Raw genomic sequence first — 23480 nt, 5'->3', positions numbered from 1 at the left:
TGCGCGGCGGGCCTCAGCCCTCCCAGGTCCAGTCGGCGACCTCGGGCAGGTCGGTGCCGTGCTCGCGGATCCAGGCGTGGTGACGGGTACGGGTGTCGGACATCGCCTGACGCACCGCCACGGCCCGGACGCCGAGGCCCGGAACCCGGTCGATGACGTCCATGACCAGCCGGTAGCGGTCCAGGTCGTTGCGGACCACCATGTCGAACGGCGTGGTGGTCGTGCCCTCCTCCTTGTAGCCCCGCACATGCAGGTTGGCGTGACCGGTACGACGGTAGGCCAGCCGGTGGATCAGCCAGGGATAGCCGTGGTACGCGAAGATCACCGGCTTGTCGCGGGTGAAGAGCGCGTCGTACTCGGAGTCGGGCATCCCGTGCGGATGCTCGTCGTGCGGCATGAGCCGGGCCATGTCGACGACGTTCACCACCCGGACCGCCAGCTCGGGCAGGTGGTGCCGGAGCAGAGCGGCCGCCGCCAGGACCTCCAGGGTGGGGACGTCCCCGGCGCAGGCGAGCACCACATCGGGTTCCCGGCTGCCGTCGTCCGTCCCCGCCCACTCCCAAGTCCCGGCGCCACGTGCGCAGTGCGCACGGGCCTGGTCGAGGGTGAGCCAGTCGAAGCCGGGCTGCTTTCCGGCCACGATCACGTTGACGTAGTCGCGGCTGCGCAGCGCGTGGTCGGCCACGGACAGCAGCGTGTTGGCGTCCGGGGGCAGGTAGACGCGGACGACCTCGGGGCTCTTGTTGAGGATGTGGTCGACGAAGCCGGGGTCCTGGTGCGAGAAGCCGTTGTGGTCCTGCCGCCAGACGTGCGAGGTGAGGAGGTAGTTGAGGGAGGCGATGGGGCGGCGCCACGGCAGCCGGCGCGAGGTCCGCAGCCATTTGATGTGCTGGTTGACCATCGAGTCGACGATGTGGGCGAACGCCTCGTAGCAGGAGAACAGTCCGTGCCGGCCGGTGAGCAGGTAGCCCTCCAGCCAGCCCTGGCACAGGTGCTCGGAGAGGACCTCCATGACGCGGCCGTCGCGGGCCAGGTGCTCGTCGGTGGGCAGCGTCCCGGCCTGCCAGGCCTTTCCGGTGGCCTCGTAGAGGGCGTCGAGCCGGTTCGAGGCCGTCTCGTCGGGGCCGACGACCCGGAAGTCCCTGCGGTCCGCGGTGGCCGCCATCACGGCTTCCAGCAGTCCGCCCAGGACCCGGGTCGGTTCGTGCAGGACGGTGCCCGGCCGGTCCACCTGGACCGCGTACGCGTCGAGCGGCGGAACGGGCAGATCGCGCAGGAGCAGCCCGCCGTTGGCGTACGGGGTGGAGCCGAGCCGGGCCGGACCCGCGGGCAGACACCTGAGGACCTGCTCCGAGGGGCGTCCTTCGGCGTCGAAGAGCTCCTCCGGCCGGTAGGAGCGCAGCCACGCCTCCAGCTGGCGCAGATGGGCCGGGTTGTCGCGGACTCCGGGCAGCGGGACCTGGTGGGCCCGCCAGGTGCCTTCGACGGGCAGCCCGTCGACCTCGGCGGGGCCGGTCCAGCCCTTCGGGGTGCGCAGCACGATCATGGGCCAGCGCGGGCGGCCGGTGTCGCCGCCGGTCCGGGCGGCCCGCTGGAGCTCTCCGATGCGGTCGACGGCCCGGTCCATCGCGGCGGCCATCGCCCGGTGCACGGTGAGCGGGTCGTCGCCCGAGACGAACAGCGGTTCGTGCCCGTAGCCGCGCAGCAGGGCGTCCAGCTCCTCCTCGGGGAGGCGCGCGAGCACCGTCGGGTTGGCGATCTTGTAGCCGTTGAGGTGGAGGACGGGCAGGACGGCCCCGTCGTGGACCGGGTCGAGGAACTTGTTGGCGTGCCAGGAGCCGGCGAGCGGCCCGGTCTCCGCCTCCCCGTCACCGATGACGCAGGTGACGAGCAGCTCCGGGTGGTCGAGGGCCGCCCCGTAGGCGTGGGCGAGGGAGTAGCCGAGCTCGCCGCCCTCGTGGATGGAGCCGGGGGTCTCGGGTGCGACGTGGCTGGGCACACCGCCGGGGAAGGAGAACTGTTTGAACAGCAGGCCCATGCCCGCCGCATCCCTGCTGACGTCGGGGTACGTCTCCGAGTAGCTGCCCTCCAGCCAGGAGTTGGCGAGCACCGCGGGACCGCCGTGGCCGGGGCCCCAGACGCACAGCGCGGGGATGCCGCGTGCGGCGATGACCCGGTTGAGGTGCGTGTACACGAGGTTGAGCCCCGGTGAGGTGCCCCAGTGGCCGAGCAGTCTGGGCTTGATGTGCTCGGGGGCGAGCGGCCGGTTCAGCAGCGGGTTGTCCATCAGGTAGATCTGGCCGACGGCCAGGTAGTTGGCCGCCCGCCAGTGCGCGTCGAGCGCGGAGAGCTCTTCTTCGGACGGGCCGGCCGTCGGTGAGGCCGGTGGGGCGTCGCTCATGGTCACCTTCTCAGCGAGCGGAACAGCGGACGGGCATGGGGGCCGAGGAGGCGTTCACTGCGGCTCTGAGCCGTACCAGACGGTGGTGGCGTTGCAGAACTCGCGGATGCCGTGTCCGGCGAGCTCGCGCCCGTAGCCCGAGCGCTTCACGCCGCCGAAAGGCAGCGCGGGGTGCGAGGCGGTCATCCCGTTGAAGAAGACGCCGCCCGCCTCCAGATCGCGGACGCAGCGCCGGCTCTCCTCGGCGTCACGGGTCCACACGTTGGAGCTGAGCCCGAACGGGGTGTCGTTGGCGAGCTCCACCGCCTCGTCGAGGCTGTCGACCCGGTAGAGCGTGGCGACGGGACCGAAGGTCTCCTCGCGGTGGATCCGCATGGCGGGCGTGATGCTGGTCAGGACGGTGGGCGCGTAGAACCAGCCGTTCTCCAGGCCGCCGCCCAGTCCCTCGGGCCGGCCGCCGCCGCACAGGGCGACAGCGCCCCGCCGTACGGCGTCGTCGACGAGCTCCTCCAGGTCTGTGCGGCCCTGCTCGCTGGAGAGCGGGCCGACGTCGGTGGACTCCTCCAGCGGGTCGCCGACGGTCAGGGCGCGCATGCCCACGGTGAAGCGTTCGGCGAACTCCTCGTACACCTCGGTGTGCACGATGAACCGCTTGGCGGCGATGCAGGACTGGCCGTTGTTCTGGACCCGGGCGGTGACGGCGGTACGGGCCGCCCGCGCGACGTCGGCCGAGGGCAGGACGAGGAACGGGTCGCTGCCGCCCAGCTCCAGGACGGTGTGCTTGACCTCGTCGCCCGCGACCGCCGCCACCGCGCGGCCGGCCGGTTCGCTGCCGGTCAGGGTGGCCGCGGCCACCCTGCCGTCGCGCAGGATCGCCTCGACCGCGGAGGAGCCCACCAGCAGGGTCTGGAAACAGCCTTCGGGGAATCCGGCCCGGCGGAACAGATCGCCCAGGTAGAGCGCGGTCTGCGGCACGTTCGAGGCGTGCTTCAGCAGCCCGGTGTTGCCCGCCATGAGGGCGGGGGCCGCGAACCGTACGACCTGCCAGAGCGGGAAGTTCCACGGCATCACGGCGAGCACGGTGCCCAGTGGCCGGTAGTGGACATAGGCGCGGGAGGCACCGGAGTCCTCCACGTCGGCGGGCGCGGGGTGTTCGTCGGCGAGGAGCTCCTGCGCGTGGGCGGCGTACCAGCGCATGGCCTTCGCGCACTTCGCGGCCTCGGCGCGGGCCGCCTTGACCGGCTTGCCCATCTCCAGGGTCATGGTGCGGGCGATGTCCTGCTGGTCCTCGTCCAGGAGATCAGCGGCCCGGTTCAGCAGCCGGGACCGTTCGGCGAACCCGGTGGTGCGGTATTCCCGGAAGGCGGTGTCCGCCGCGGCGAGCCGCCGCTCGATCTCGTCCGCCTCCAGGGCGTCGAACGTCCTCAGGGTCTCGCCGTTCGCGGGGTTGACCGTCGCGATGGGCATGACTGTGGCCTCCTTGCCTCGGTACTCCGACCGTGCCGCGCCGCGTCCGGTGACGCAACGCGGGCCCGGCACACGCGTACCCGTCCGGTGCGGATCATGCGTGCGGGACGCACGCGATCCGCGCCGGACGGGAGGACCGCGGGGTGGCCGCGCGTCCCGTGCCGCACGCCTCAGACGAAGGCGGGGGCCGGGGCGTCGGTCCCGGCGGGGGCTTCGGCTTCGGCCGCCGGGAAGTCCGTGACCACCGCGGGCGGGCGGCGGGACTCGCGGACGCCGGGCAGCGGCGGGAGCGGCACCAGCGCGATGTGCTGCGGCTCCTGCGCGTACCGGGTGAACCAGACGACCTTCCCCTCGGCGGTCCGGCAGGTGCCCCAGCTGTCGCTGAGCGCCATCACCCTGCTGAGCCCACCGCCCTCGTGGAGCAGCCGGGGCATCTCGGCACCGTTGTCGGAGACGGAGACCGTGAGGTGCCGTCCGGACCAGCGGAGTTCGAGGACACAGGTGTTGTCGTCACCGACGTGCCGCTGGACGTTGGTCAGCAGCTCCTCCACAGCACGGCACACGGGCCGTACGTGAAGTTCGAGACTCCAGTGGCGCAGATGCGCGGCGATGATCCGCCGCAGCTGGGACACGCGCTCTGCCGAAACCTGGAGTTCGACCAGATAGTGCCGGTCGAGTGGAACGGTCATCGTCGAGGCTCCTCACATCGAGGCCCACATGCTTCGCCCCGTTGAACTAACGACCCCCGAATGCAAAGAGTGAGCAGATGTCACTTCTGGGTCACTCCTTAGGGTGACCCGGTGGAGCCGGTTGCGCAACACATCCGGCCGCGTACCCCCGGTGACCGGGGCTTTTGCTTCCTTCAGGGCAGGTGCGGCAGCAGCCGGTCCGGGGTGAGCGGGAGGGTGCGGAACCGGACACCGGTGGCGTGCCGGACGGCGTTGCCGATCGCCGCCGCCGCGCCGACGATGCCGATCTCACCGATGCCCTTGCTGCCCATCGGGTTGAGGTGAGGGTCCTTCTCGTCGATCCAGTGCGCCTCGATGCCGACCGCGTCCGCGCAGGACGGGACGTGGTATGAGGCGAGATCGCTCTCGGTGAAGTCCCCGAAGACCGGGTCCATGGTGCTGGACTCGGTCAGCGCCATGCCGAGCCCCATGGTCATTCCGCCGATGAACTGGGAGCGCGCGGTGCGGGAGTTGAGGATGTGTCCGGCAGCGAAGACCCCGAGCATCCGGCGCACCCGGACCTCGCCGGTCCTGCTGTCGACGGCGACCTCCGCGAAGTGCGCCCCGAAGGCGTGCCGGGCGTACGGGGACTCGGCCGCCGTCTCGCTGTCGGTGCCGGCGGTCACCGTCACTCCCTCCTCGGGCAGCGCTCCGGTGCGCTCACCGAGCCGGCGCGCCAGGCCGGCCGCGGCTTTGTGGACCGACCAGCCCCAGGAGCCGGTGCCGGAGGAGCCCCCGGCCAGCGGAGCGTCCGGCAGGTCGCTGTTGCCGATGTCGACGCTCACGTTCTCCACCGGGGTCTCCAGCACGCTCGCGGCGATCTGGGCGAGGACGGTGCGGGCGCCGGTGCCGATGTCGGTGGCGTTGACCGCGATGCGGTACGAGCCGTCGGCCGCCGCGTGGGCCGAGGCGTGGGAGGCGCTCAGGTAGACGGGGTACGTGGCAGAGGCGACGCCCGTACCGAGCAGCAGCGCCCCCTCCCGGCGGGTCGCTGGGCGGGGATCGCGGCCGTGCCAGCCGAAGCGCTCCGCGCCCTCCCGCAGACAGCCGGCCAGGCCCCGGCTGCTGAAGGGTTTCCCGGAGTCGGGCTCCTCGGCCGGGTCGTTGCGCAGGCGCAGTTCGACGGGGTCGATGTCCAGGGCAGCGGCGAGTTCGTCCAGGGCCGATTCGAGCGCGTACATGCCGGGAGCCTCGCCCGGGGCGCGCATCCACGACGGGCTCGGGACGTCGAGGGCGGTGACCCGGTGGACGGTGCGGCTGTGCGCTGAGCCGTACATCACCCGGGCCGGTACGGCGGCCTGCTCCACGAACTCCTTGACGGTGGAGGTGTGGGTGACGACCTCGTGGGCGACCGAGGTGAGGGTGCCGTCGGCCTCGGCGCCGAGCCGTACGCGCTGGAAGGTGGGCGCGCGGTGACCGACCACCGCGGGCATGTGGCGGCGGGGCATGGCGAGTTCGACGGGGCGGCCGGTGTGCAGCGCGGCCATGGCGGCGAGCACGGTCTGGGGGCGCGGGGTGCCCTTGGAGCCGAAGCCGCCGCCCACGTGTTCCGAGACGACGGTGATCTGGTCCGGCCGCAGTCCGAACACGGTGGCGAGGCTGTCCCGCACCTTGGTGGCGCCCTGGCTGGAGTCGTGGACGGTGAGATGCCCCTCCGGCGACCAGTGGGCGGTCGTGGCGTGCGGCTCCATGGGGTGGTTGTGCAGGGCGCCGAGCGTGTACGTGGCGTCGATCCTCACCGGCGCGGCGGCGAACGCCCGGTCGAAGTCGCCGCGTTCGCGGACGGCCGGGTAGCCGCCGTTGGCTGTCTCCGGGGTGTACAGGCCGGGGTGGTCAGCCGTCAGTACGACATCGTGCGGGGCGCTCTCGTAGCTGATGTCCAGCGCCTGCGCACCCGCCCGCGCGCCTTCCAGGGTGTCCGCCACGACGAGGGCGATCTGCCAGCCCCGGTGCGGCACCCGGTCGTCCTGGAGAACGGCGAGGATGGGATCGTCCGGTTCGCGGGTCCGCGGCGCGTTCTCGTGGGTGAGGACGGCGTGGACTCCGGGGAGTGCCAGCGCGTCGGCGGTGCCGATCGCGGTGACGCGGCCGCGCGGGACGGTGGCGGGCACCGGCCAGGCGTACAGGCAGCCGGGCAGGTTGCGTTCGGCGGAGTAGCGTGCGGTGCCGGTCACCTTGTCCCGGCCCTCGCGGCGGACGACGGGGGCGCCCAGGGGCTGGAGGGTGTCGCTCATGGTGGGGGTCCTCTTCAGGGGCGGGCTGCGAGTTCGGCCAGGGCGTCGACGGCCAGCCGGCGGGCCAGGGTGACCTTGAACGCGTTGTCGCGCAGGGGGCGGGCCGCGGCGAGTTCGGCGTCCACCGCGGCTTCGTAGGTCCCGTCCGTGGCGGGTGCGCCGCGGAGGATCTCCTCGGCGGCGCGGGCCCGCCAGGGGCGGTGTGCGAGGCCTCCGAAGGCGAGGGCGGCGTGTTCGGCCCGCCCGTCGCGGACGTTCAGGACGACGGCGACGGAGGCCAGGGCGAAGGCGAACGAGGCGCGGTCGCGGGCCTTGCGGTAGAGCGAGACCGTGCCGTCGGGCAGCGGCGGCAGGAGGACTTCGGTGATGAGTTCGTCCGGCCTGATCACGGTGTCGGTGGCCGGGTCGTCCCCGGGCAGCCGGTGGAAGCCGGTGGCGGACACGGTCCGTTCGCCGTCCGGTCCGTGCAGTACGACCGTGGCGTCGAGGGCGGCGAGGGCGACCGCCATGTCCGAGGGGTGGGTGGCGACGCACGCGGTGGAGTGGCCGAGGACGGCGAGGTCGCGGTGGGCTCCCTCGCGGGCCGGGCAGCCGCCGCCGGGTTCGCGCTTGTTGCAGGGCTTGGAGGTGTCCTGGAAGTACGGGCAGCGGGTGCGCTGAAGGAGGTTGCCGCCGGTGGTGGCGGTGTTGCGCAGCTGCCCGGAGGCGCCGGCCAGCAACGCCTGCGAGAGGGCGGGATAGCGGGTGCGTACCGAGGGATGGGCGGCCAGGTCGCTGTTGCGTACCGTCCCGCCGATGCGCAGCGTCCCGTCGGCGGATTCCGTGACCCGGTCGAGCGGGAGCCGGCTGACGTCGATGAGCAGGCCCGGGGTCTCGACACCCAGCTTCATCAGGTCGACGAGGTTCGTGCCGCCGCCCAGAAACCGGGCTCCGGGGTGGGCCGCGCTCTCCCGGACCGCCTCGGCGACGGATCCGGCGCGCAGATAGCCGAAGGGTTTCACGGTGCCACGTCCTCGATCGCCTCGACGATGTGCGGGTACGCGCCGCACCGGCACAGGTTGCCGCTCATCCGCTCACGGATCTCGGCGGCGTCCAGGTGCGCCGGAGCGGTGACGGGCGCGTCGTGCGCGGTCGCGTGGGAGGGGAAGCCCTCTGCCGCCTCGCCCAGCACTCCGACGGCCGAACAGATCTGGCCGGGCGTGCAGTAGCCGCACTGGAGCCCGTCACGGTCCAGGAAGGCCTCCTGGAGGGGGTGCAGCCGGTCGCCGTCGGCCAGTCCCTCGATCGTGGTGATCCGGGCGCCGTCGTACGCGACGGCCAGGAGCAGGCAGCTGTTCGCCCGCCGGCCGTCCACCAGGACGGTGCAGGCACCGCACTGGCCGTGGTCGCAGCCCTTCTTCGCACCGGTCAGGCCCAGGTGGTGACGGAGCGTGTCCAGGACGGTGGTGCGGTGATCCAACGTCAGGGTCCGCTCGGTTCCGTTGACGTTCAGGGTCAGTGCGGAGCGGCCGGCGGTCGCTCGCGGGTCTTCTCCGCCGTCCTCCCGTCGGATGGTGGGATACACGTGCCGCAGCCTTTCGTTCGGGGTCGGTCCTCGGTGTCCTGCCGAGTCACATCGCTTCGGCTCGCCTCAGCTCATGGCGCGTCACGCCGCCTCACGCGGTCGCGGCCTGCTTGTCCGCCAGCCGCAGCCGCACTTCTTCCTCCTGGTCGCCGGAGACCGTGCCGACGACCCGGACCGCGAAGGCTCCCGCCAGGCTGTGCCTGAGCCGTTCGACCGCCCAGTAGCCGCCCTGGACATCGACCGTGACGGTCGCGCCGAGCCGTACGGTCCCGGACACGACGCGTTCCTCGGTGACGTCGACGGTCGCGGTCCAGACGGTGGGCCGCTTGCCCGTGACGTCCTGCGGCACGTCGGCCGAGGCCCGGTCGGTGGCGAACGCGGCCCGCAGCACGTCGAAGACCGTGCCGGCGTCGTCCTTCGCGCAACCGCTGAGGACCACCGACACCTCGCCGCCCTGCTGGTTCTCCTCCGTCTGTGCTTCCCGTGTGCTGTTCACCGCGGTTCCTTCCTGAGGGTGTACCTCCAGGCTCTCCCCGCTGCCGGGTGTCTGCGAGGCGAGCGGAACCCGCCGCCGCGGGGGCGGGTTCCATGAGACGACTCGTACCGTTCGAAACGCTTTTCACTTAGATATCCACTTAAAACATGAATTCGACCTTCGCACTGAATGATGACCCGGTCCCGGGGTATCCCGCATGCATGGACGTATCGGATGGAGCCCTGAATTCTCTGGCCCTCACCCTCGCGGACGGGCGGGGAGCGACCGGGGTGGTGATGGCCGTCGTAGGCGTGGTCCTGGTGGCCATGCTGATCGGTGCCGTGTGGCTGGGCAGGCGGCGGCGTGCCCAGGAACCACCGCCGCCCCGGCCCGAGGAGCAGCCGGTGGCACCGGACCACCGCACCCACCTGGAGGAGCCCGACGTCCACGCGGACGACAGTTTCCCGGCCGACGGCCACGGGCTCTCGCCGTACGAGCTCGGTGAGCACCAGGACGGGACGGTCCGCCAGGAGAACGACGAGAGGCGCGACTGAGACGGGAGGCCGCGGGCGGCCGGTCCACCGCCGCGCGTGTTGCGGGAGCAGGCAGCCGCGGTGAGGCTGGTGAGGGCCGCAGGCCATCGGCACACATCCGCCGCACACCCCATGAAGGCAGTAGGACCATGACCGCAAGCAGCTCCGGCCCGGCACCCGCTCCCGCGCCTCTGACCGGGCCCGCGGCACCGTGCTGGGTCAACCTCATGACCTGGGACCTGGAGTCGGCCCAGGAGTTCTACGGCCCGGTGATGGGCTGGACCTTCCGGCCCGGCAAGCTCGGCCAGGAGTTCTCCGTGGCCCGCCGCGGGGATGTCCCGGTCGCCGGTATCGGCGCGGTGGCGACCACGTTCCGCGTCGCGGTGGCGTGGACGCCCTACTTCGCCGTCGGGGACGCCGATGCGGCCGCTTCCCGGATCCGTGAGCGCAGCGGCACGGTGGCGGTGGGACCGCTGGCTCTGGGCAAGGGGCGCGGCGCGCTGGCCGCCGACCGCGAGGGGGCGGGGTTCGGCATCTGGGAGCGGACCGAGCCCGCCACGTCGCCGCCCGCGCCGGACGGCCATTCGCATGCCTGGCTGCGGCTCCGCACCAGGAACGCCTTCGACGCCGCGATCTTTTACGGCGAGGTGCTGGACTGGGCGAACGGACAGCCCGGCTCCTGCGAGGTGTCGTACGCGAAGGACGAGGTCGTCGTCACGTGCGGCGGGCGTCAGCTGGCCCGGATCAGCTCGGGCGCGGTCGAGGCGGCCCCCGATCCGCTGGTCCGGCCGCACTGGCAGGTCAACTTCCCGGTCCCGGACGTGGCAGCCGCGGTCGCTGCGGCGCGGGAGCACGGCGGTTCGCTCGTCGAGGAGCTGTCGCGGCCCGACGCCAGGGAGGCGACGCTGCTCGACCCGGACGGCGGGCTCTTCACCCTGACGGACGTCCACAACCCCGCCGCGGCCGCCCCGGCGTGACGGACCGGGCGTGATCCGCCGGACAGACCCTAGGATATCCGGACGGCATCGCGCGTCGGTCACCGGCCGGGTGAGGCGTGGAGGTGCCCGTGAGATGCCCGTTGGAGGCATTCCACAGTGTCAGTCGAGTTGAATCACACCATCGTTCACGCCCGGGACAACCGGGAATCAGCAGAGTTCCTGGCCGGCGTCCTGGGGCTGGAGACCGGCCAGGAGTGGGGCCCGTACATCCCGCTCACCACGGCCAACGGGGTCACCCTGGATTTCGCGACCATTCCCGCCGAATCGATCGTTCCCCAGCATTACGCCTTCCTCGTGTCGGAGGGGGAGTTCGATACGGCGTACGCCCGCATCCGGGAGCTCGGGGCGCCGTACTTCGCGGATCCGCACGGGAGGCGGCCGGGCGAGATCAACCACAACGACGGCGGCCGGGCATCTACTTCACCGATCCCGCCGGGCACGGGATGGAGATCATCACCCGTCCGTACGGAGGCTACGGGTCCTGACGGCGGGCGCGGGCTCCAGGGCCCGGCCGGATCCGCGTGCGGCGGATCCGGCCGGGCCCTTCGCCGTTCTCAGTTGACCGGGAGCAGCAGTTCGGGCCGGTCCCACATCACGGCGGGCGGAGCGGCGGGCTCGGTGCCGGTGCGCACCGCCCCCACGCTGCGGTAGAAGCCCTCGGCCGGCGGGTGCGAGACGATGCGGACGCCGGTGAGCCCGGCGTGCCGCGCCTCGTCCAGCAGGTGTCCGGCGAGCAGTCGGCCGATGCCTCCGCCCTGTACGTCGTCGGCGACGAACATGAGGTCGAGCTCGGGCGGATCCAGGACGAGGGAGTAGAAGCCGAGCAGCCGCCCGGTGGCCTCCTCGACGGCGGCGAAGACCCTGTGCGTCTCGATGTAGTCGGGTCCCAGCCGGTATCCGGCGACCATCGGGGCGTACGGCCCTTCGTAGGCCCGCGAGGCCTGGACCAGCCGGGTCAGCCGCCTCGCGTCCCGGGCGACCGCCCGCCTGATCCGTACGCCTTCGCCCGGCGCCGGGCGCCCCGACCGCGTAACACTTGATCTCATGCGTCGAGTATTACGCATCCGAGGCGCGGGACGGCCGGTGGTCCGCCTGCCTTCGGCTCAGGCGGAGTCGCGCGCCGCGCGCCACTCCCCGGTCAGGGTGTCCACGTCGAACGGCTTGAGGTTCAGGAGCGGTCCCGGCGGCGGCCGCCTCACGGCCTCGGTGATCTTCTCGTTCACCTCGGTCAGCATCCGCCGTACCTCGGCCTCCGTCCGGACCCCGGGCAGAGCCGCGAGGACGTCCTCCGCCTCCTTGCGCAGGGCCAGCGTCGGCGGCAGCACGGACACGCCCTCGCGCTGCATCTTCGACTTTGATCCACCACGTCTCGTCGTACGAGCGGTCGAGACCGTCGAGCGGTTTGCCGAATCCCGGCAGCTGGCAGAAGTCACCGCGCTGTTCGGATTCCCGGATCTGCTTGTCCACCCAGGACTCGAAACTGATGCCCGCGGGTTTGCGTTCGGTCACCGTGACGCCCCTCTCGGAGAATTCGTGATGGCCCCTCCACGATACCGAGGAGCTGCGGGCGAACCCGCGCCGGAAGGCGTCGCGAAGCGTTCGCACCACCGTCTTCCGGCGAGCAACTCGCCGTGTTCGCGCATGAATCCGTGCGGCGGGGTACACGAGCGGCACGCCCGGACGGGCTCTCGTCCGGGCACGGACCGAAAGGAATGGAGCATGACCACTGTCGTGATCATCGTCGCGGTCGTCCTGGTGGTGGCCGCTGGGCTCTTCTTCGCCTTCGGCCGGCAGCCGGGCGGGCGCGGTCTGCAGCGCCGCTTCGGATTCAAGTACGACCGGACCGTCGCCCGGCACGACGGCGACGCCAAGGCCGCCGAACACGAGCTGAGCGAGCGGTTGAAGCGTCACCGTTCCCTCGACGAACGTCCGCTGTCGCCGGAGGAGCGTGCGCGGTACGCCGAGCGCTGGACCCGGATACAGGGCGGTTTCGTCGACGCGCCGCAACAGGCCGTCGCCGAGGCCGACGCCCTCCTCGCGGAGCTGGCCCGGGACACGGGATTCCCCGACGGCAGTGACTTCGAGGAGCAGACCGCGGCCCTCTCCGTCCACCACGCCGAGCAGCTCAACGGCTACCGCCGGGTGCACGCCGTCCAGCGGGGCGAGGGCAGCACGGAGGAAGGGCGCGAAGCCATGATCGAGGCCCGCGGCCTCTTCGACGTCCTGGTCTCCAACGGCAACAAGAGCCCGGTCCGCCAGGGCCACCACCATGTGGAAGGAAGTGGCACAGCATGACGTACGACACCGAACGCACCCCCCGGATCCCCACCGAATCGCCCACAGCCGCCGAGCGGTCCCCGGTCCCCGCCGAGCAGTCTCAGGTCACCTCCGAGCAGTCTCCGGCAGGCGCCGGCCGGGCTGCGGAACAGTCCCCCGGGCCGCCGGACAGTCCTCCACAGCGTCCTTCGCGACCGGCGAACCGGCCGGCGAACGGACCGGCGAACCCGCCTCCGCGCCCGACCGGCCGCTCTTCCGGGAGGGCGATCAGGAGAGGCTGGCGCTGCGGCTCCAGCAGGCGGTGACCGAATTCGTCGAGAACCCCGTGCGTGCGGTGGAGGAAGCCGAAGGCGCCTTCGACGCGGCGGTCGACGGCCTCGCGCACGCCCTCAAGGAGCGCCGGCGCGAGATGGACGTCCAGCAGCAGGGCGGGGAGTCCGGAACCCGGACCGAGGAACTCCGGATCGTCCTGCAGCAGTACCGCGATCTCACCGAACGGCTGCTGAAGGTCTGAGACGACCGGGACGGGAACCGTCCTCAGACCGGAGCCACCAGTTCGGCACGCAGACGCCGCAGGGCCTCTTCGGGGAGGCGGAGCCCGTCGCGCACATAGCCGTCGAGACCTCCCCACCGTTCGTCCATGGCGTCCAGTGCCGTGTCGAGATAGCGGGGGCGGACCTCGATGATCGCGGAAGCGATCTCGGGGTCGCCGCCCGCGTCGAGAAAGTTCTGCACATACGGCCGGTAGGTGACCCGCACGACCGGGTTCACCGCGAGGTACTCGCCCCTCACCGTGTCCCGGGAGGCGCCCAGCAGAAGCAGGAGCAGCGCCGCCGCCCAGCCCGTGCGGTCCTTGCCCGCCGTGCAGTGGAAGAGCACCGGGCCGGCGGCACTGTCTGCGACCGTGTCGACGAAGGCCCGGTACGCGGCCGCGGCGCGGGGCGAGAGCACCATCTGCCGGTACGTCTCCGCAAAGATCTCCTCGGCCCTTCCGTCGCCGAGCAGCCGCTCCGCCTCGACCGTATCGGCGAGCAGGGACCGGAGCCGGGCGGGCGCCACGCCCGGGTTGTCCCCGAGCACATCCGCGACGAACAGCCGGGCTCCGGGCGGCAGGCGGTCGGGGGCCGAGGCGCGTTCGTCCGCGGTGCGCAGATCGACGACCGTGCGAATGCCGAGCGCCGCCACCGCGGCGGCGTCCGCCGGGCCGAGGCCGCTGAGCTGGCCGGAGCGCAGCACCCGGCCTGGCCGGACCTGACAGCCGTGCCGCAGGGCGATGCCCCCCAGGTCACGCAGATTGAGAACGGACACTGCCGGGACGGCCCTGACGGTTTGCACGATGAACTTCCTCTTTTCCCGGCACGTATCCGAATTGATTTCGGCCTGGCCGGATCAAAAGTCGCATGAGGTCCGGAGATCGGCACGTTACGGAACCACGCCTCTGGTCATTTCTCCGTAATCGCGTTCACCGGCCCCGCCGGGGCGGTCGCGTTCATTCAGCCAGAAGTCTGTTCTTCTGGGCGGCGAACTCGGCGTCCGTGAGGACGCCCTGCTTCCTCAGCTCGCCCAGCCGCTCCAGCTGGTTGATCAGGTCGTCCGGGGCCGGCGCGGCCGCCTGCTGCCGCACCGGTGGCTCGGGAGCGGCGGCGGGCTGCTGCTCCATCTCCCGTTCGGTGAACTTCTCCTGCTGGCCCTGCTGGACCCGGCCGCTGACCGCGGAGGCGGTGCCCGCGACGACGGCCGTAGGAGCCATCGCGCCGAGCAGACCGGGTCTGCGGCGATTCATTCCGGGGCCTCGAAAAATCGGCATGCCGTACGCCTTTCCGTGCGGGAGCGATGTCAGCGGGCGGAACCGGCGGCGGACAGGGCCGCCTCCGCGACACCGGCCGGGATCCGCTCATGGGCGACGAGCTGTCCGCCCGACGCGCGGACGGCGGCGGTGAGCGGCACCGCCCAGAGGTCCTCCCACACGATCAGTGCCGCGGAGCTGCCCGGCGGCACACTCTCGCCCAGCGTCCGGATGTCGTCTTCGTTCAGCATCCCGGTGACCTCGCCCTCCACCCGCTCGAACGAGACGAGGTCGTCGGGGTCGAGGTCGTCCAGTTCGACGGTCTCGATCGCGCCGTCGTCATCCCGGTACACAAAGGTCAGGTCGATGATGCGGACCGCCTTCGAGGCGACCGCGTCGGCCAGCGCCGGCGCGATGGCGCCGGTGAACCGGCTGCCGGGGAAGGCGACGACCAGGTACTCGACAGGTCCCACAGCCACGGGGTGTCCTCTCCGGGGGGATGGATTGCCAGCAGCATAACTTCGGTCATTTACCGCCGCACCGCGACAAATCAACCATCTACCTCCGGAGTGAGGGCGCCAGGCATTCCGGCCCCGCTTGTTACTCCACAGTACGTAAAGGATCAAGCGCGCTCGGGGAGGGCAAGGTCACAGCCGGTGCCTCTGCTGTGCCTCTAGAAACCTGCCCTAGCATCTGGGCATGACGGTCCTGCCTGCTGACGGGCTTTCGTTGGCCGCCGAATTCCCTGACCCCGCCCATGAGCAGTGGCAGAGCCTCGTCGAGGGTGTGCTGCGCAAGTCGGGCAAGGACGTCTCGGGTTCGGCCGCCGAGGAAGCGCTGTCCACCACGGTGGAGGACGGGCTCACCACCCGACCCCTCTACACCTCGCGCGACGACGCGCCCGATGCCGGTCTCCCGGGCTTCGCCCCCTTCACCCGCGGCGGCAAGCCGGCCGGGAACACGGCGGGGGGCTGGGGTGTCCGGCAACGCCACACCACCCCCGATCCCGCCCGGCTCAACGAAGCCGTGCTCGCGGATCTGGAGAACGGTGTCACCTCGCTCTGGCTGACCGTGGGGGACGCCGGCGGTGGTGTGCCGGTCTCCGGTCTCGCCCGTGCGCTGGACGGCGTTCTTCTCGACCTGGCCCCGATCGTCCTGGACGCGGGTTCCGAACTCGACGCCGCCGCGACGGAGTTGCTGCGCCTCTACGCGGAGCGGGGGGTACCGCCACAGTCGGCGCGCGGCAGCCTCGGCGCCGACCCGCTGGGGCAGGCCGCCCGCAGCGGCGCGGCGCCCGAGCCCGCCGCGGCGGTCCGCTGGGCGCTGCGCTGCGCCCGTGAGTATCCGGGGCTGCGGGCGCTGACCGTCGACGCGATGCCGTACCACGAGGCCGGCGGCTCGGCCGCGCAGGAGCTGGGCAGTTCACTGGCCACGGGGGTCGCCTACCTGCGGGCGCTGACCGAGGCGGGCCTCGGCGTCGAAGAGGGCTGCGCGCAGCTGGAGTTCCGGTACGCGGCCACCGCCGACCAGTTCCTGACGATCGCCAAGATGCGGGCGGCGCGCCGGCTGTGGGCACGGGTCGCCGAGGTCTGCGGCGCCGCTCGGGCCGGGGCGCAGCGGCAGCACGCCGTGACGTCGCCGGTGATGATGACCCGGCGCGATCCGTGGGTGAACATGCTCCGCACCACGCTGGCCTGTCTGGGCGCGGGCGTCGGCGGGGCCGACACGGTGACCGTGCTGCCGTTCGATCACGCGCTGGGCCTGCCGGACGCGTTCGCGCGGCGCATCGCCCGTAACACCTCGACGATCCTGGTGGAGGAGTCGCATCTGGCCCGGGTGATCGACCCGGCCGGCGGCTCCTGGTACGTGGAGCGGCTCACCGACGAGCTCGCGGAATCCGCCTGGGCCTTCTTCCAGGAGATCGAACGGGCGGGAGGCCAGGCGGCCGCGCTGGAATCCGGCATGGTCGCGGAGCGGCTCGCGGCGACCTGGGCGGCGCGCAAGAAGAACCTGGCGCGGCGCAAGGAACCCATCACCGGCGTCAGTGAGTTCCCGCAGCTCGCCGAGCGCACGGTGGAGCGCGAGGCCGCGCCGTCCACAGCCGCCCGGGGCGGTCTGCCGGTGGTCCGCCGCGACGAGGCGTTCGAGGAGCTGCGGTCCCGCTCGGACGCCCATCTGGCGGCGACCGGCCGCCGTCCGCAGGTGTTCATCGCCGCGCTCGGCCCCGCGGCCGCGCACACCGCACGGGCCTCGTTCGCCGCGAACCTCTTCCAGGCGGGCGGCATCGAGCCGGTCCAGGTGGATGCCTCCTCGGTCGCCGCGGCCTTCGCGGCGTCCGGGACGGACGTGGCGTGCCTGTGTTCCAGTGACGCGCTCTACGCCGAGCAGGCCGGCGAGGTCGCCGCGGCGCTCGTCTCCGCGGGTGCGCGGCGGGTGTATCTGGCGGGGCGGCCGGGCGATTACACGGGTGTCGACGAGTACGTCTTCGCCGGCTGCGATGTGGTGACCGTGCTCTCCTCCGTTCTCGACCGTATGGGTGTGGCGTAATGCGGATCCCCGATTTCTCCGACATCGAGCTCGGCCCCGGCGGTGGCGCCGAGGTGACCGAGGACCAGTGGCGTACGGCGGTGAAGGAGTCCTCCGGGAGCTCCGACGGCGACCTCCGGTGGGAGACCCCGGAGGGCATCGCGGTCAAGCCGCTGTACACCGGCCAGGATCTGGAGGGGCTCGACTTCCTGGGGACGTATCCGGGTGTGGCGCCGTATCTCCGCGGCCCGTACCCGACGATGTACGTCAACCAGCCCTGGACGATCCGGCAGTACGCGGGATTCTCCACCGCCGAGGAGTCCAACGCCTTCTACCGCCGTAACCTGGCGGCCGGTCAGAAGGGGCTCTCGGTCGCCTTCGACCTGCCGACCCACCGGGGTTACGACAGCGATCATCCGCGGGTGACCGGCGACGTCGGCATGGCCGGGGTGGCGATCGACTCGATCTACGACATGCGCCAGCTGTTCGAGGGCATCCCGCTGGACAAGATGTCGGTGTCGATGACGATGAACGGCGCGGTGCTTCCCGTCCTCGCCCTGTACATCGTGGCCGCCGAGGAACAGGGCGTACCGCCCGAGAAGCTGGCCGGGACCATTCAGAACGACATTCTGAAGGAGTTCATGGTCCGCAACACGTATATCTATCCGCCGAAGCCGTCGATGCGGATCATCTCCGACATCTTCGCGTTCACCTCGCAGCGGATGCCGCGCTACAACTCGATCTCCATCTCCGGCTACCACATCCAGGAGGCCGGGGCGACGGCCGATCTGGAGCTGGCCTACACCCTGGCCGACGGGGTCGAGTACCTGCGCGCCGGGCGGGACACCGGGCTGGACGTGGACGCGTTCGCGCCCCGGCTCTCGTTCTTCTGGGCGATCGGCATGAACTTCTTCATGGAGATCGCGAAACTCCGCGCCGCCCGGCTGCTGTGGGCGAAACTGGTGAGGCAGTTCGATCCGCAGAACCCCAAGTCGTTGTCCCTGCGCACCCATTCGCAGACCTCGGGCTGGTCGCTGACCGCGCAGGACGTGTTCAACAACGTCACCCGCACCTGCGTGGAAGCGATGGCCGCGACCCAGGGGCACACCCAGTCCCTGCACACCAACGCCCTCGACGAGGCGCTCGCCCTGCCGACCGACTTCTCCGCGCGCATCGCCCGCAACACCCAGCTCCTGCTCCAGCAGGAGTCCGGCACCACCCGGGTCATCGACCCGTGGGGCGGCAGCGCCTACGTCGAGAAGCTGACCTACGACCTGGCACGGCGGGCCTGGCAGCACATCGAGGAGGTCGAGGCGGCGGGCGGCATGGCCAAGGCCATCGACGCCGGCATCCCCAAACTCCGCATCGAGGAAGCCGCCGCCCGCACCCAGGCCCGCATCGACTCCGGACGCCAGCCCGTCATCGGCGTCAACAAGTACCGCGTCGAGACCGACGAGAAGATCGACGTCCTCAAGGTCGACAACACCTCGGTCCGCACCCAGCAGATCGAGAAACTCCGCCGGCTGCGCGAGGAGCGCGACGAGACCGCCTGCCAGGACGCGCTGCGCGCGCTGACGGCGGCGGCGGGCCGGGAGCCGGGTCCGGGGCTGGAGGGCAATCTGCTGGCGCTGGCGGTGGACGCGGCGCGGGCGATGGCGACCGTGGGCGAGATCTCGGACGCGCTGGAGAAGGAGTACGGCCGGCACTCGGGCCAGATCCGTACGATCTCGGGTGTGTACCGCAACGAGGCAGGGGAGTCACCGTCGGTGGACCGCACCCGCGCGCTGGTCGACGCGTTCGAGGAGGCCGAGGGACGGCGCCCGCGCATCCTGGTCGCCAAGATGGGCCAGGACGGCCATGACCGCGGCCAGAAGGTCATCGCGACCGCCTTCGCCGACCTCGGCTTCGACGTCGACGTCGGCCCCCTCTTCCAGACCCCCGGCGAAGTCGCCCGTCAGGCGGTCGAGGCAGACGTACACATCGTGGGCGTCTCCTCCCTGGCCGCCGGTCACCTCACCCTCGTACCCGCACTCCGTGAGGAACTCGCAGCCGAAGGACGGGAGGACATCATGATCGTGGTGGGCGGAGTCATTCCGCCGTCGGATATCGAGGCCCTGCACGAGGCGGGCGCGGCGGCGGTGTTCCCGCCCGGGACGGTGATCCCGGACGCGGCCCACGATCTGGTGACGCGGCTCGGCGCCTCACTCGGCCACGAGCTGTGAGCCGCTGAACCCATGGCACCCAAGATCGATCTCGACAGCTACGCGAAGGGCGTACTCGACGGGAAGCGGGCGCATGTCGCGCGCGCCATCACGCTCGTCGAGTCCACCCGCCCCGACCACCGCGCACTGGCCCAGCAGTTGCTGCGGGAGCTCCTGCCGCACTCCGGCAGCGCCCGCCGCATCGGCATCAGCGGGGTGCCCGGAGTCGGCAAGTCCACGTTCATCGACGCCCTCGGCACGATGCTCACCGGCCTCGGGCACCGGGTCGCGGTGCTGGCCGTCGACCCGTCGTCCAGCCGGACCGGCGGCTCCATCCTGGGTGACAAGACCCGGATGGAGCGGCTCGCGGTGGACCCGGCGGCATTCGTGCGCCCCTCCCCCACCGCCGGCACGCTGGGCGGGGTGGCCAAGGCGACCCGCGAGTCCATCGTGGTGATGGAGGCGGCGGGGTACGACGTGGTGCTGGTGGAGACGGTGGGGGTCGGCCAGTCGGAGACGGCGGTCGCCAATATGGTCGACACGTTTCTGCTGCTGACCCTGGCACGTACCGGCGACCAGTTGCAGGGCATCAAGAAGGGTGTGCTGGAGCTGGCCGACGCCATCGCGGTGAACAAGGCCGACGGGCCGCACGAACGCGATGCCCGCTCCGCCGCACGTGAACTCGCCGGCGCGCTGCGGCTGATGCATCCCGCGGACGCGTCCTGGACCCCGCCGGTACTGACGTGCAGCGCCCGCGGGGGGAGCGGCCTCGACACCCTGTGGGAGCGGCTGGAACAGCACCGGACCCTGCTCGAATCGACCGGCCGGCTGGCGGCGAAACGGCGTGAGCAGCAGGTCGACTGGACCTGGACGATGGTCCGCGACGAGCTGCTGGAGAGCCTGCGCAGCCACCCGGGAGTGCGGGCACTCGCACCGGAACTCGAACTGAGGGTCCGGGAAGGCACCCTGCCTGCCACGCTGGCCGCCGAACAGATCCTGGAGGCGTTCCGGAGCTGAGGCCTGTCCCCGCCCATGGCTCCGGGTGAGCGCGGGCGGAAATTGGGCTGCGGCGGGAGTCCGGGCCTCCGCATACTGGGCGGGCCCGAACTCCCGGACTCCGAAGGAACTCCCCCGCGTGCAGGCCGCTGTCACCGTCACACCCGCCCAGATACCCGAGCTGCTCCTCGGACTCGCCACCGTGCGGCCCGTGTTCCTGTGGGGAGCGCCGGGGATCGGCAAGTCGTCGCTCGTGCGCCGGTTCGCCGAGTCGCTCGGACTGGAGTGCGTCAGCCTGCTCGGGACGCAGCTCGCCCCCGAGGACCTGATCGGTGTACCGCAGATCCGGGACGGCCGTTCCGTGTTCTGCCCGCCGGAGGCCATCGCCCGGGACGAGCCCTACTGCCTGTTCCTCGACGAGCTCAACGCCGCCACCCCCGATGTCCAGAAGGCGTTCTACTCGCTCATCCTGGACCGCCGGATCGGCTCGTACGAGCTGCCCGCCGGCTCGATCGTCATCGGGGCCGGCAACAGGGCGACGGGCAACGCCCTGGCCAGGCCCATCGCGTCCGCGCTCGTCAACCGGCTCACCCACGGCCATCTGCGGGCCTCGTCGCAGGACTGGCTGGTGTGGGCGGGCGAGCACGGCATCCATCCCTGGGTGACGGACTACCTCGTCGACCGTCCCGACCACCTGTGGTCGCAACCGCCCAAGACCGAGGAGCCGTTCTCCACGCCGCGCTCCTGGCACATGCTCTCCGACGCCCTGCACTCCTTCGGCGCTGACATCGGTGAGGAGACGCTGAAGGTGATCGTGCACGGCACGCTGACACCGGCCCACGCCGTCTCCTTCTGCGGATACGCGAAGATCGTGCGCCACACCTTCGGTATCGAGGCAATCCTCAGGGGCGACGCCTCCTGGCCCACCCGGCTGGAGGACCGTGACCTCCTGTACTACCTGGCGGAGGCGTTTCGCGGCCGGCTCGTGAAGGAGCTGCCGCGCCGGAAGGAGCACGTCTCCGCGTCGATGCGGCAGACGTCGTACCGGGCCAAGTCGCTGCTCGTGCAGCTTGCCGAGATCTCGGTGGAGGTCGCGCAGACCGTCATCGCGGACGACGCCGACGGACTGCCGGTGCTGCCCGCCTGGTTCCTCGTCGAGGCGGCGCGCGACATGCCCAGGCTGGTCGAGGCCCGGCGATGAAGGCCGCGGCGCGGCGCTCGAACAGCGGAAGCGGCACGGGCGGGAAAGGCGCCGCGTCCGACCCGGCCGCCGCCGCTTCGCCGCCGGGCTCGCGCTGGTCACACGCAATCCCGCCTTCGCCGCCCTGAAGGCGTCCGTGTGCAGAGAGGCCGACTGCGGCCTCGCCCCGACGGGAGGGCTGGCCACCGTCACCTCCAACGGCACCATCCACGTCCACCCCGCCAAGCGGGCGGAACCGGCCGAATGGGCCTGGGCCCTGGCCCACTGCCTGCTGCATCTGGGCTTCGGTCATGTGCCGGCCTCCGCGGCGGATCCGCGTGAGCAGCCCGACCGGTTCGACCTCGCGGCCCGGTGCGCGGTAGTCAACCGCTTCCTGCTCACCCATCCGACGGGCAGGCCCCCCGACGATCTGCCGGCGGACAGTCCGGGCGGCGACGAGGAACAGCTGGCCGCACGCTGGCGCCGCGACGGCATCCCCGCCGCCCATGAGCACTGCGGCACCGCGGGCGACCGCGCGGACCAGATCCTCACCACCTGGCGCCCCTGGAACAACTCCGCCGTCCCGGACTGGGAGACCGCCTTCGCCTACGCCCTCACCCGCAGCGTCTCCGCCGCGATGGAACTGGCGGGCGGCCGTCTCGACCGCACGACCGGGGACGCCTGCCACAACGCCCGTGGGACCGGGCCCTGAACTGGTTCGTCTCCTCGTACCCGCTGCTCGGCGGAATCGCCGCCGGGCTCACGGTCGTGGCCGACACCGAACTGGCCCGCTCCCAGAGCATCGACATCGCCGCGGTCAGCTCCGTGGCGGGCGAGATCTACATCAACCCGCTGCGCACCTTCACTGAGGAAGAATGGCGTTTCGTCCTCGCCCACGAGATGCTGCACGCCGCGCTCCGCCACGGCGAACGCCGCGGTGGTCGCGACCCGTTCCTGTTCAACGTCGCCGCCGATTACGTCGTCAACGACTGGCTGGTCCGGATGCGCGTCGGCGACATGCCCGCCGGCCTCCTGTACGACCCGGAGCTGCGGGACCTGTCCGCCGAGGAGGTGTACGACCGCATCGCGGGCGACCTGCGCCGGCGCCGCAGGCAGGCGACGCTGCGGGGCAAGGGCGCCGGTGACATCCTCGGTGACCCCCTGCCGCGCCCCGGGGCCCGTCCGTACACCGACCTGGACGACTTCTACAGGCGCGGCCTGGTCCAGGGCTTCGATCTGCACCAGTACGGCGAGCGCGGTCTGCTGCCCGCCGGCCTGATCGAGGAGATCCGGGCGCTGGCCCACCCGCCGGTGCCGTGGGACGCGGGACTGGCCCGCTGGTTCGACGAGTACGTCCCCCGGCCGGAGCCCGTACGGTCCTTTGCCCGCCCGGCACGGCGGCATGCATCGACCCCCGACATCCCGAGGACGGGCCGCTGGTTCTCGCCGGAGGAGACGGCCCGCTGTACCTTCGGCGTCGTCCTCGACACCTCCGGCTCGATGAACAGCGGACTGCTCGGCAAGGCTCTGGGCGCCATCGCCTCCTACGCCGAGGCGCGTGACGTCCCCGCGGCCCGCGTGGTCTTCTGCGACGCGACACCGTACGACGCCGGCTACCTGCCACCGGCCGAGATCGCCGGCCGGGTACGGGTGCGCGGCCGCGGCGGGACCGAACTGCAGCCGGGAGTGGACCTGTTGCACAGGGCGGACGACTTCCCACCGACGGCCCCGCTGCTCGTGATCACCGACGGCTGGTGCGACACCCTGCGGATCCGGCGCGAGCACGCCTTCCTGATCCCGCAGGGGGTATCCCTGCCGTTCACCCCACGGGGCCCGGTGTTCCGGCTGAGCTGAGCGCGGCCCGGACGGCGTCCGCCGATCCGGGCCGCCGGACCGTGACCTCCGGGCGTGGGCCGTGCTACATTGCCCTCGGTACGTGTGTACGCCTTGAAATTCAGACGCCGGTACCGGTTCATTTCTCATCACGCTGACGCGCCCGTCCATTCCGGACGGTGATCCGGCGTTATCGCATTTTATTCCTCAGTCCGGCACGGGCTGTCCCACCGGACTTTTCTGCCCGCCGCACGGGGCGTGACATCTCCGCCCCCGTTTCT

The 23480-nt window shown here is 71.6% G+C and carries 19 protein-coding genes and 3 pseudogenes; 10 read left to right on the top strand and 12 right to left on the bottom strand.

The annotated features are described in order from the left end of the window. Positions 1-13 precede the first annotated feature (13 nt). From RLT59_RS36980 to RLT59_RS36950, 7 genes are all read right to left on the bottom strand, one after another. A complete protein-coding gene (locus tag RLT59_RS36980; RefSeq protein ID WP_311307433.1) occupies positions 14-2401 on the bottom strand; it encodes a phosphoketolase family protein in 2388 nt (795 codons plus the stop codon). Between the two features lie 54 nt (positions 2402-2455). Next, positions 2456-3868 carry an NADP-dependent succinic semialdehyde dehydrogenase gene (locus RLT59_RS36975; protein WP_311307432.1) on the bottom strand — a complete coding sequence of 471 codons (1413 nt, stop codon included), beginning with the start codon at positions 3866-3868 and terminating at the stop codon, positions 2456-2458. Between the two features lie 170 nt (positions 3869-4038). Next, positions 4039-4557, bottom strand: a complete 519-nt coding sequence (locus tag RLT59_RS36970) for an ATP-binding protein (protein WP_311307431.1) — start codon at positions 4555-4557, stop codon at positions 4039-4041. Positions 4558-4730: 173 nt separating this feature from the next. Continuing rightward, positions 4731-6830, bottom strand: a complete 2100-nt coding sequence (locus RLT59_RS36965; protein ID WP_311307430.1) for a xanthine dehydrogenase family protein molybdopterin-binding subunit — start codon at positions 6828-6830, stop codon at positions 4731-4733. Positions 6831-6844: 14 nt separating this feature from the next. After that, the gene (locus tag RLT59_RS36960) at positions 6845-7831 is read right to left on the bottom strand and encodes an FAD binding domain-containing protein (RefSeq protein ID WP_311307429.1); all 987 of its coding nucleotides are present in this window, start codon (positions 7829-7831) and stop codon (positions 6845-6847) included. Then, positions 7828-8382, bottom strand: coding sequence for a 2Fe-2S iron-sulfur cluster-binding protein (locus tag RLT59_RS36955; protein WP_311307990.1), 555 nt, complete (start codon positions 8380-8382; stop codon positions 7828-7830). Before RLT59_RS36955 ends, RLT59_RS36960 begins: the two co-directional genes overlap by 4 nt. A 103-nt stretch (positions 8383-8485) precedes the next feature. Beyond that, positions 8486-8890 (bottom strand): hypothetical protein, encoded by a 405-nt coding sequence (locus RLT59_RS36950; protein WP_311307428.1) that lies wholly within the window; start codon positions 8888-8890, stop codon positions 8486-8488. 200 nt (positions 8891-9090) lie between these two features. On the opposite strand from RLT59_RS36950, the gene RLT59_RS36945 reads away from it, so the two are divergent. The 3 genes and pseudogenes from RLT59_RS36945 (at position 9091) to RLT59_RS36935 (ending at position 10885) form a co-directional block, all read left to right on the top strand. Beyond that, on the top strand, positions 9091-9423 hold the full coding sequence (locus tag RLT59_RS36945) for a DUF6479 family protein (RefSeq protein ID WP_311307427.1): 333 nt from the start codon (positions 9091-9093) through the stop codon (positions 9421-9423). Between the two features lie 128 nt (positions 9424-9551). Further along, positions 9552-10379: a VOC family protein gene (locus RLT59_RS36940; protein ID WP_311307426.1), complete on the top strand. Its 828-nt coding sequence runs from the start codon at positions 9552-9554 to the stop codon at positions 10377-10379. 117 nt (positions 10380-10496) lie between these two features. Next, positions 10497-10885: pseudogene (locus tag RLT59_RS36935) on the top strand (VOC family protein). A 69-nt stretch (positions 10886-10954) separates the two neighbouring features. Here RLT59_RS36935 and RLT59_RS36930 read toward each other — a convergent pair. Further along, positions 10955-11446 (bottom strand): GNAT family N-acetyltransferase, encoded by a 492-nt coding sequence (locus tag RLT59_RS36930; protein ID WP_311307425.1) that lies wholly within the window; start codon positions 11444-11446, stop codon positions 10955-10957. Between the two features lie 57 nt (positions 11447-11503). After that, positions 11504-11909: pseudogene (locus RLT59_RS36925) on the bottom strand (DUF1992 domain-containing protein). Positions 11910-12119: 210 nt separating this feature from the next. On the opposite strand from RLT59_RS36925, the gene RLT59_RS36920 reads away from it, so the two are divergent. After that, a complete protein-coding gene (locus tag RLT59_RS36920) occupies positions 12120-12695 on the top strand; it encodes a hypothetical protein (protein WP_311307424.1) in 576 nt (191 codons plus the stop codon). A gap of 283 nt (positions 12696-12978) precedes the next feature. After that, complete coding sequence (locus tag RLT59_RS36915; protein ID WP_311307423.1) at positions 12979-13191, top strand: hypothetical protein; 213 nt, start codon at positions 12979-12981, stop codon at positions 13189-13191. A 23-nt stretch (positions 13192-13214) separates the two neighbouring features. Here RLT59_RS36915 and RLT59_RS36910 read toward each other — a convergent pair whose 3' ends face one another. From RLT59_RS36910 to RLT59_RS36900, 3 genes are all read right to left on the bottom strand, one after another. Then, positions 13215-14012 carry a tyrosine-protein phosphatase gene (locus RLT59_RS36910; protein WP_311307422.1) on the bottom strand — a complete coding sequence of 266 codons (798 nt, stop codon included), beginning with the start codon at positions 14010-14012 and terminating at the stop codon, positions 13215-13217. A 154-nt stretch (positions 14013-14166) separates the two neighbouring features. Then, on the bottom strand, positions 14167-14460 hold the full coding sequence (locus RLT59_RS36905) for an SHOCT domain-containing protein (RefSeq protein ID WP_311307421.1): 294 nt from the start codon (positions 14458-14460) through the stop codon (positions 14167-14169). A 53-nt stretch (positions 14461-14513) separates the two neighbouring features. Next, entirely contained in the window at positions 14514-14942 is a 429-nt protein-coding gene (locus tag RLT59_RS36900) for a DUF6325 family protein (protein ID WP_311307420.1), read from the bottom strand. Between the two features lie 220 nt (positions 14943-15162). Between RLT59_RS36900 and mutA the strand changes: the two genes are divergently transcribed. From mutA to RLT59_RS36875, 5 genes and pseudogenes are all read left to right on the top strand, one after another. Continuing rightward, positions 15163-17010 carry a methylmalonyl-CoA mutase small subunit gene (gene mutA / locus RLT59_RS36895; RefSeq protein WP_311307419.1) on the top strand — a complete coding sequence of 616 codons (1848 nt, stop codon included), beginning with the start codon at positions 15163-15165 and terminating at the stop codon, positions 17008-17010. Continuing rightward, positions 17010-19211, top strand: a complete 2202-nt coding sequence (gene scpA / locus RLT59_RS36890; RefSeq protein WP_311307418.1) for a methylmalonyl-CoA mutase — start codon at positions 17010-17012, stop codon at positions 19209-19211. Before mutA ends, scpA begins: the two co-directional genes overlap by 1 nt. Positions 19212-19223: 12 nt before the next feature. Next, entirely contained in the window at positions 19224-20207 is a 984-nt protein-coding gene (meaB, locus tag RLT59_RS36885) for a methylmalonyl Co-A mutase-associated GTPase MeaB (protein WP_311307417.1), read from the top strand. Between the two features lie 118 nt (positions 20208-20325). Further along, positions 20326-21387 (top strand): ATP-binding protein, encoded by a 1062-nt coding sequence (locus RLT59_RS36880; RefSeq protein WP_311307416.1) that lies wholly within the window; start codon positions 20326-20328, stop codon positions 21385-21387. After that, positions 21384-23220 (top strand): annotated as a pseudogene (locus tag RLT59_RS36875) (hypothetical protein). The gene RLT59_RS36880 and the pseudogene RLT59_RS36875 overlap by 4 nt, the downstream one beginning before the upstream one ends. Positions 23221-23480: the final 260 nt, after the last annotated feature.

Origin of the sequence: Streptomyces sp. ITFR-6, from assembly GCF_031844725.1 — a bacterium.
Taxonomy (GTDB): Bacteria; Actinomycetota; Actinomycetes; order Streptomycetales; family Streptomycetaceae; genus Streptomyces.
Note: the sequence above shows the minus strand (reverse complement) of the source record. Positions and strands in the feature narration are given on the sequence as shown.

Coding starts and splice junctions, on each gene's coding strand:
- RLT59_RS36980 (WP_311307433.1), bottom strand. CDS start 2,401: ATGAGCGACGCCCCACCGGCCTCACCGACGGCCGGCCCGTCCGAAGAA.
- RLT59_RS36975 (WP_311307432.1), bottom strand. CDS start 3,868: ATGCCCATCGCGACGGTCAACCCCGCGAACGGCGAGACCCTGAGGACG.
- RLT59_RS36970 (WP_311307431.1), bottom strand. CDS start 4,557: ATGACCGTTCCACTCGACCGGCACTATCTGGTCGAACTCCAGGTTTCG.
- RLT59_RS36965 (WP_311307430.1), bottom strand. CDS start 6,830: ATGAGCGACACCCTCCAGCCCCTGGGCGCCCCCGTCGTCCGCCGCGAG.
- RLT59_RS36945 (WP_311307427.1), top strand. CDS start 9,091: ATGGACGTATCGGATGGAGCCCTGAATTCTCTGGCCCTCACCCTCGCG.
- RLT59_RS36940 (WP_311307426.1), top strand. CDS start 9,552: ATGACCGCAAGCAGCTCCGGCCCGGCACCCGCTCCCGCGCCTCTGACC.
- RLT59_RS36930 (WP_311307425.1), bottom strand. CDS start 11,446: ATGAGATCAAGTGTTACGCGGTCGGGGCGCCCGGCGCCGGGCGAAGGC.
- RLT59_RS36920 (WP_311307424.1), top strand. CDS start 12,120: ATGACCACTGTCGTGATCATCGTCGCGGTCGTCCTGGTGGTGGCCGCT.
- RLT59_RS36905 (WP_311307421.1), bottom strand. CDS start 14,460: ATGAATCGCCGCAGACCCGGTCTGCTCGGCGCGATGGCTCCTACGGCC.
- mutA (WP_311307419.1), top strand. CDS start 15,163: ATGACGGTCCTGCCTGCTGACGGGCTTTCGTTGGCCGCCGAATTCCCT.
- scpA (WP_311307418.1), top strand. CDS start 17,010: ATGCGGATCCCCGATTTCTCCGACATCGAGCTCGGCCCCGGCGGTGGC.
- meaB (WP_311307417.1), top strand. CDS start 19,224: ATGGCACCCAAGATCGATCTCGACAGCTACGCGAAGGGCGTACTCGAC.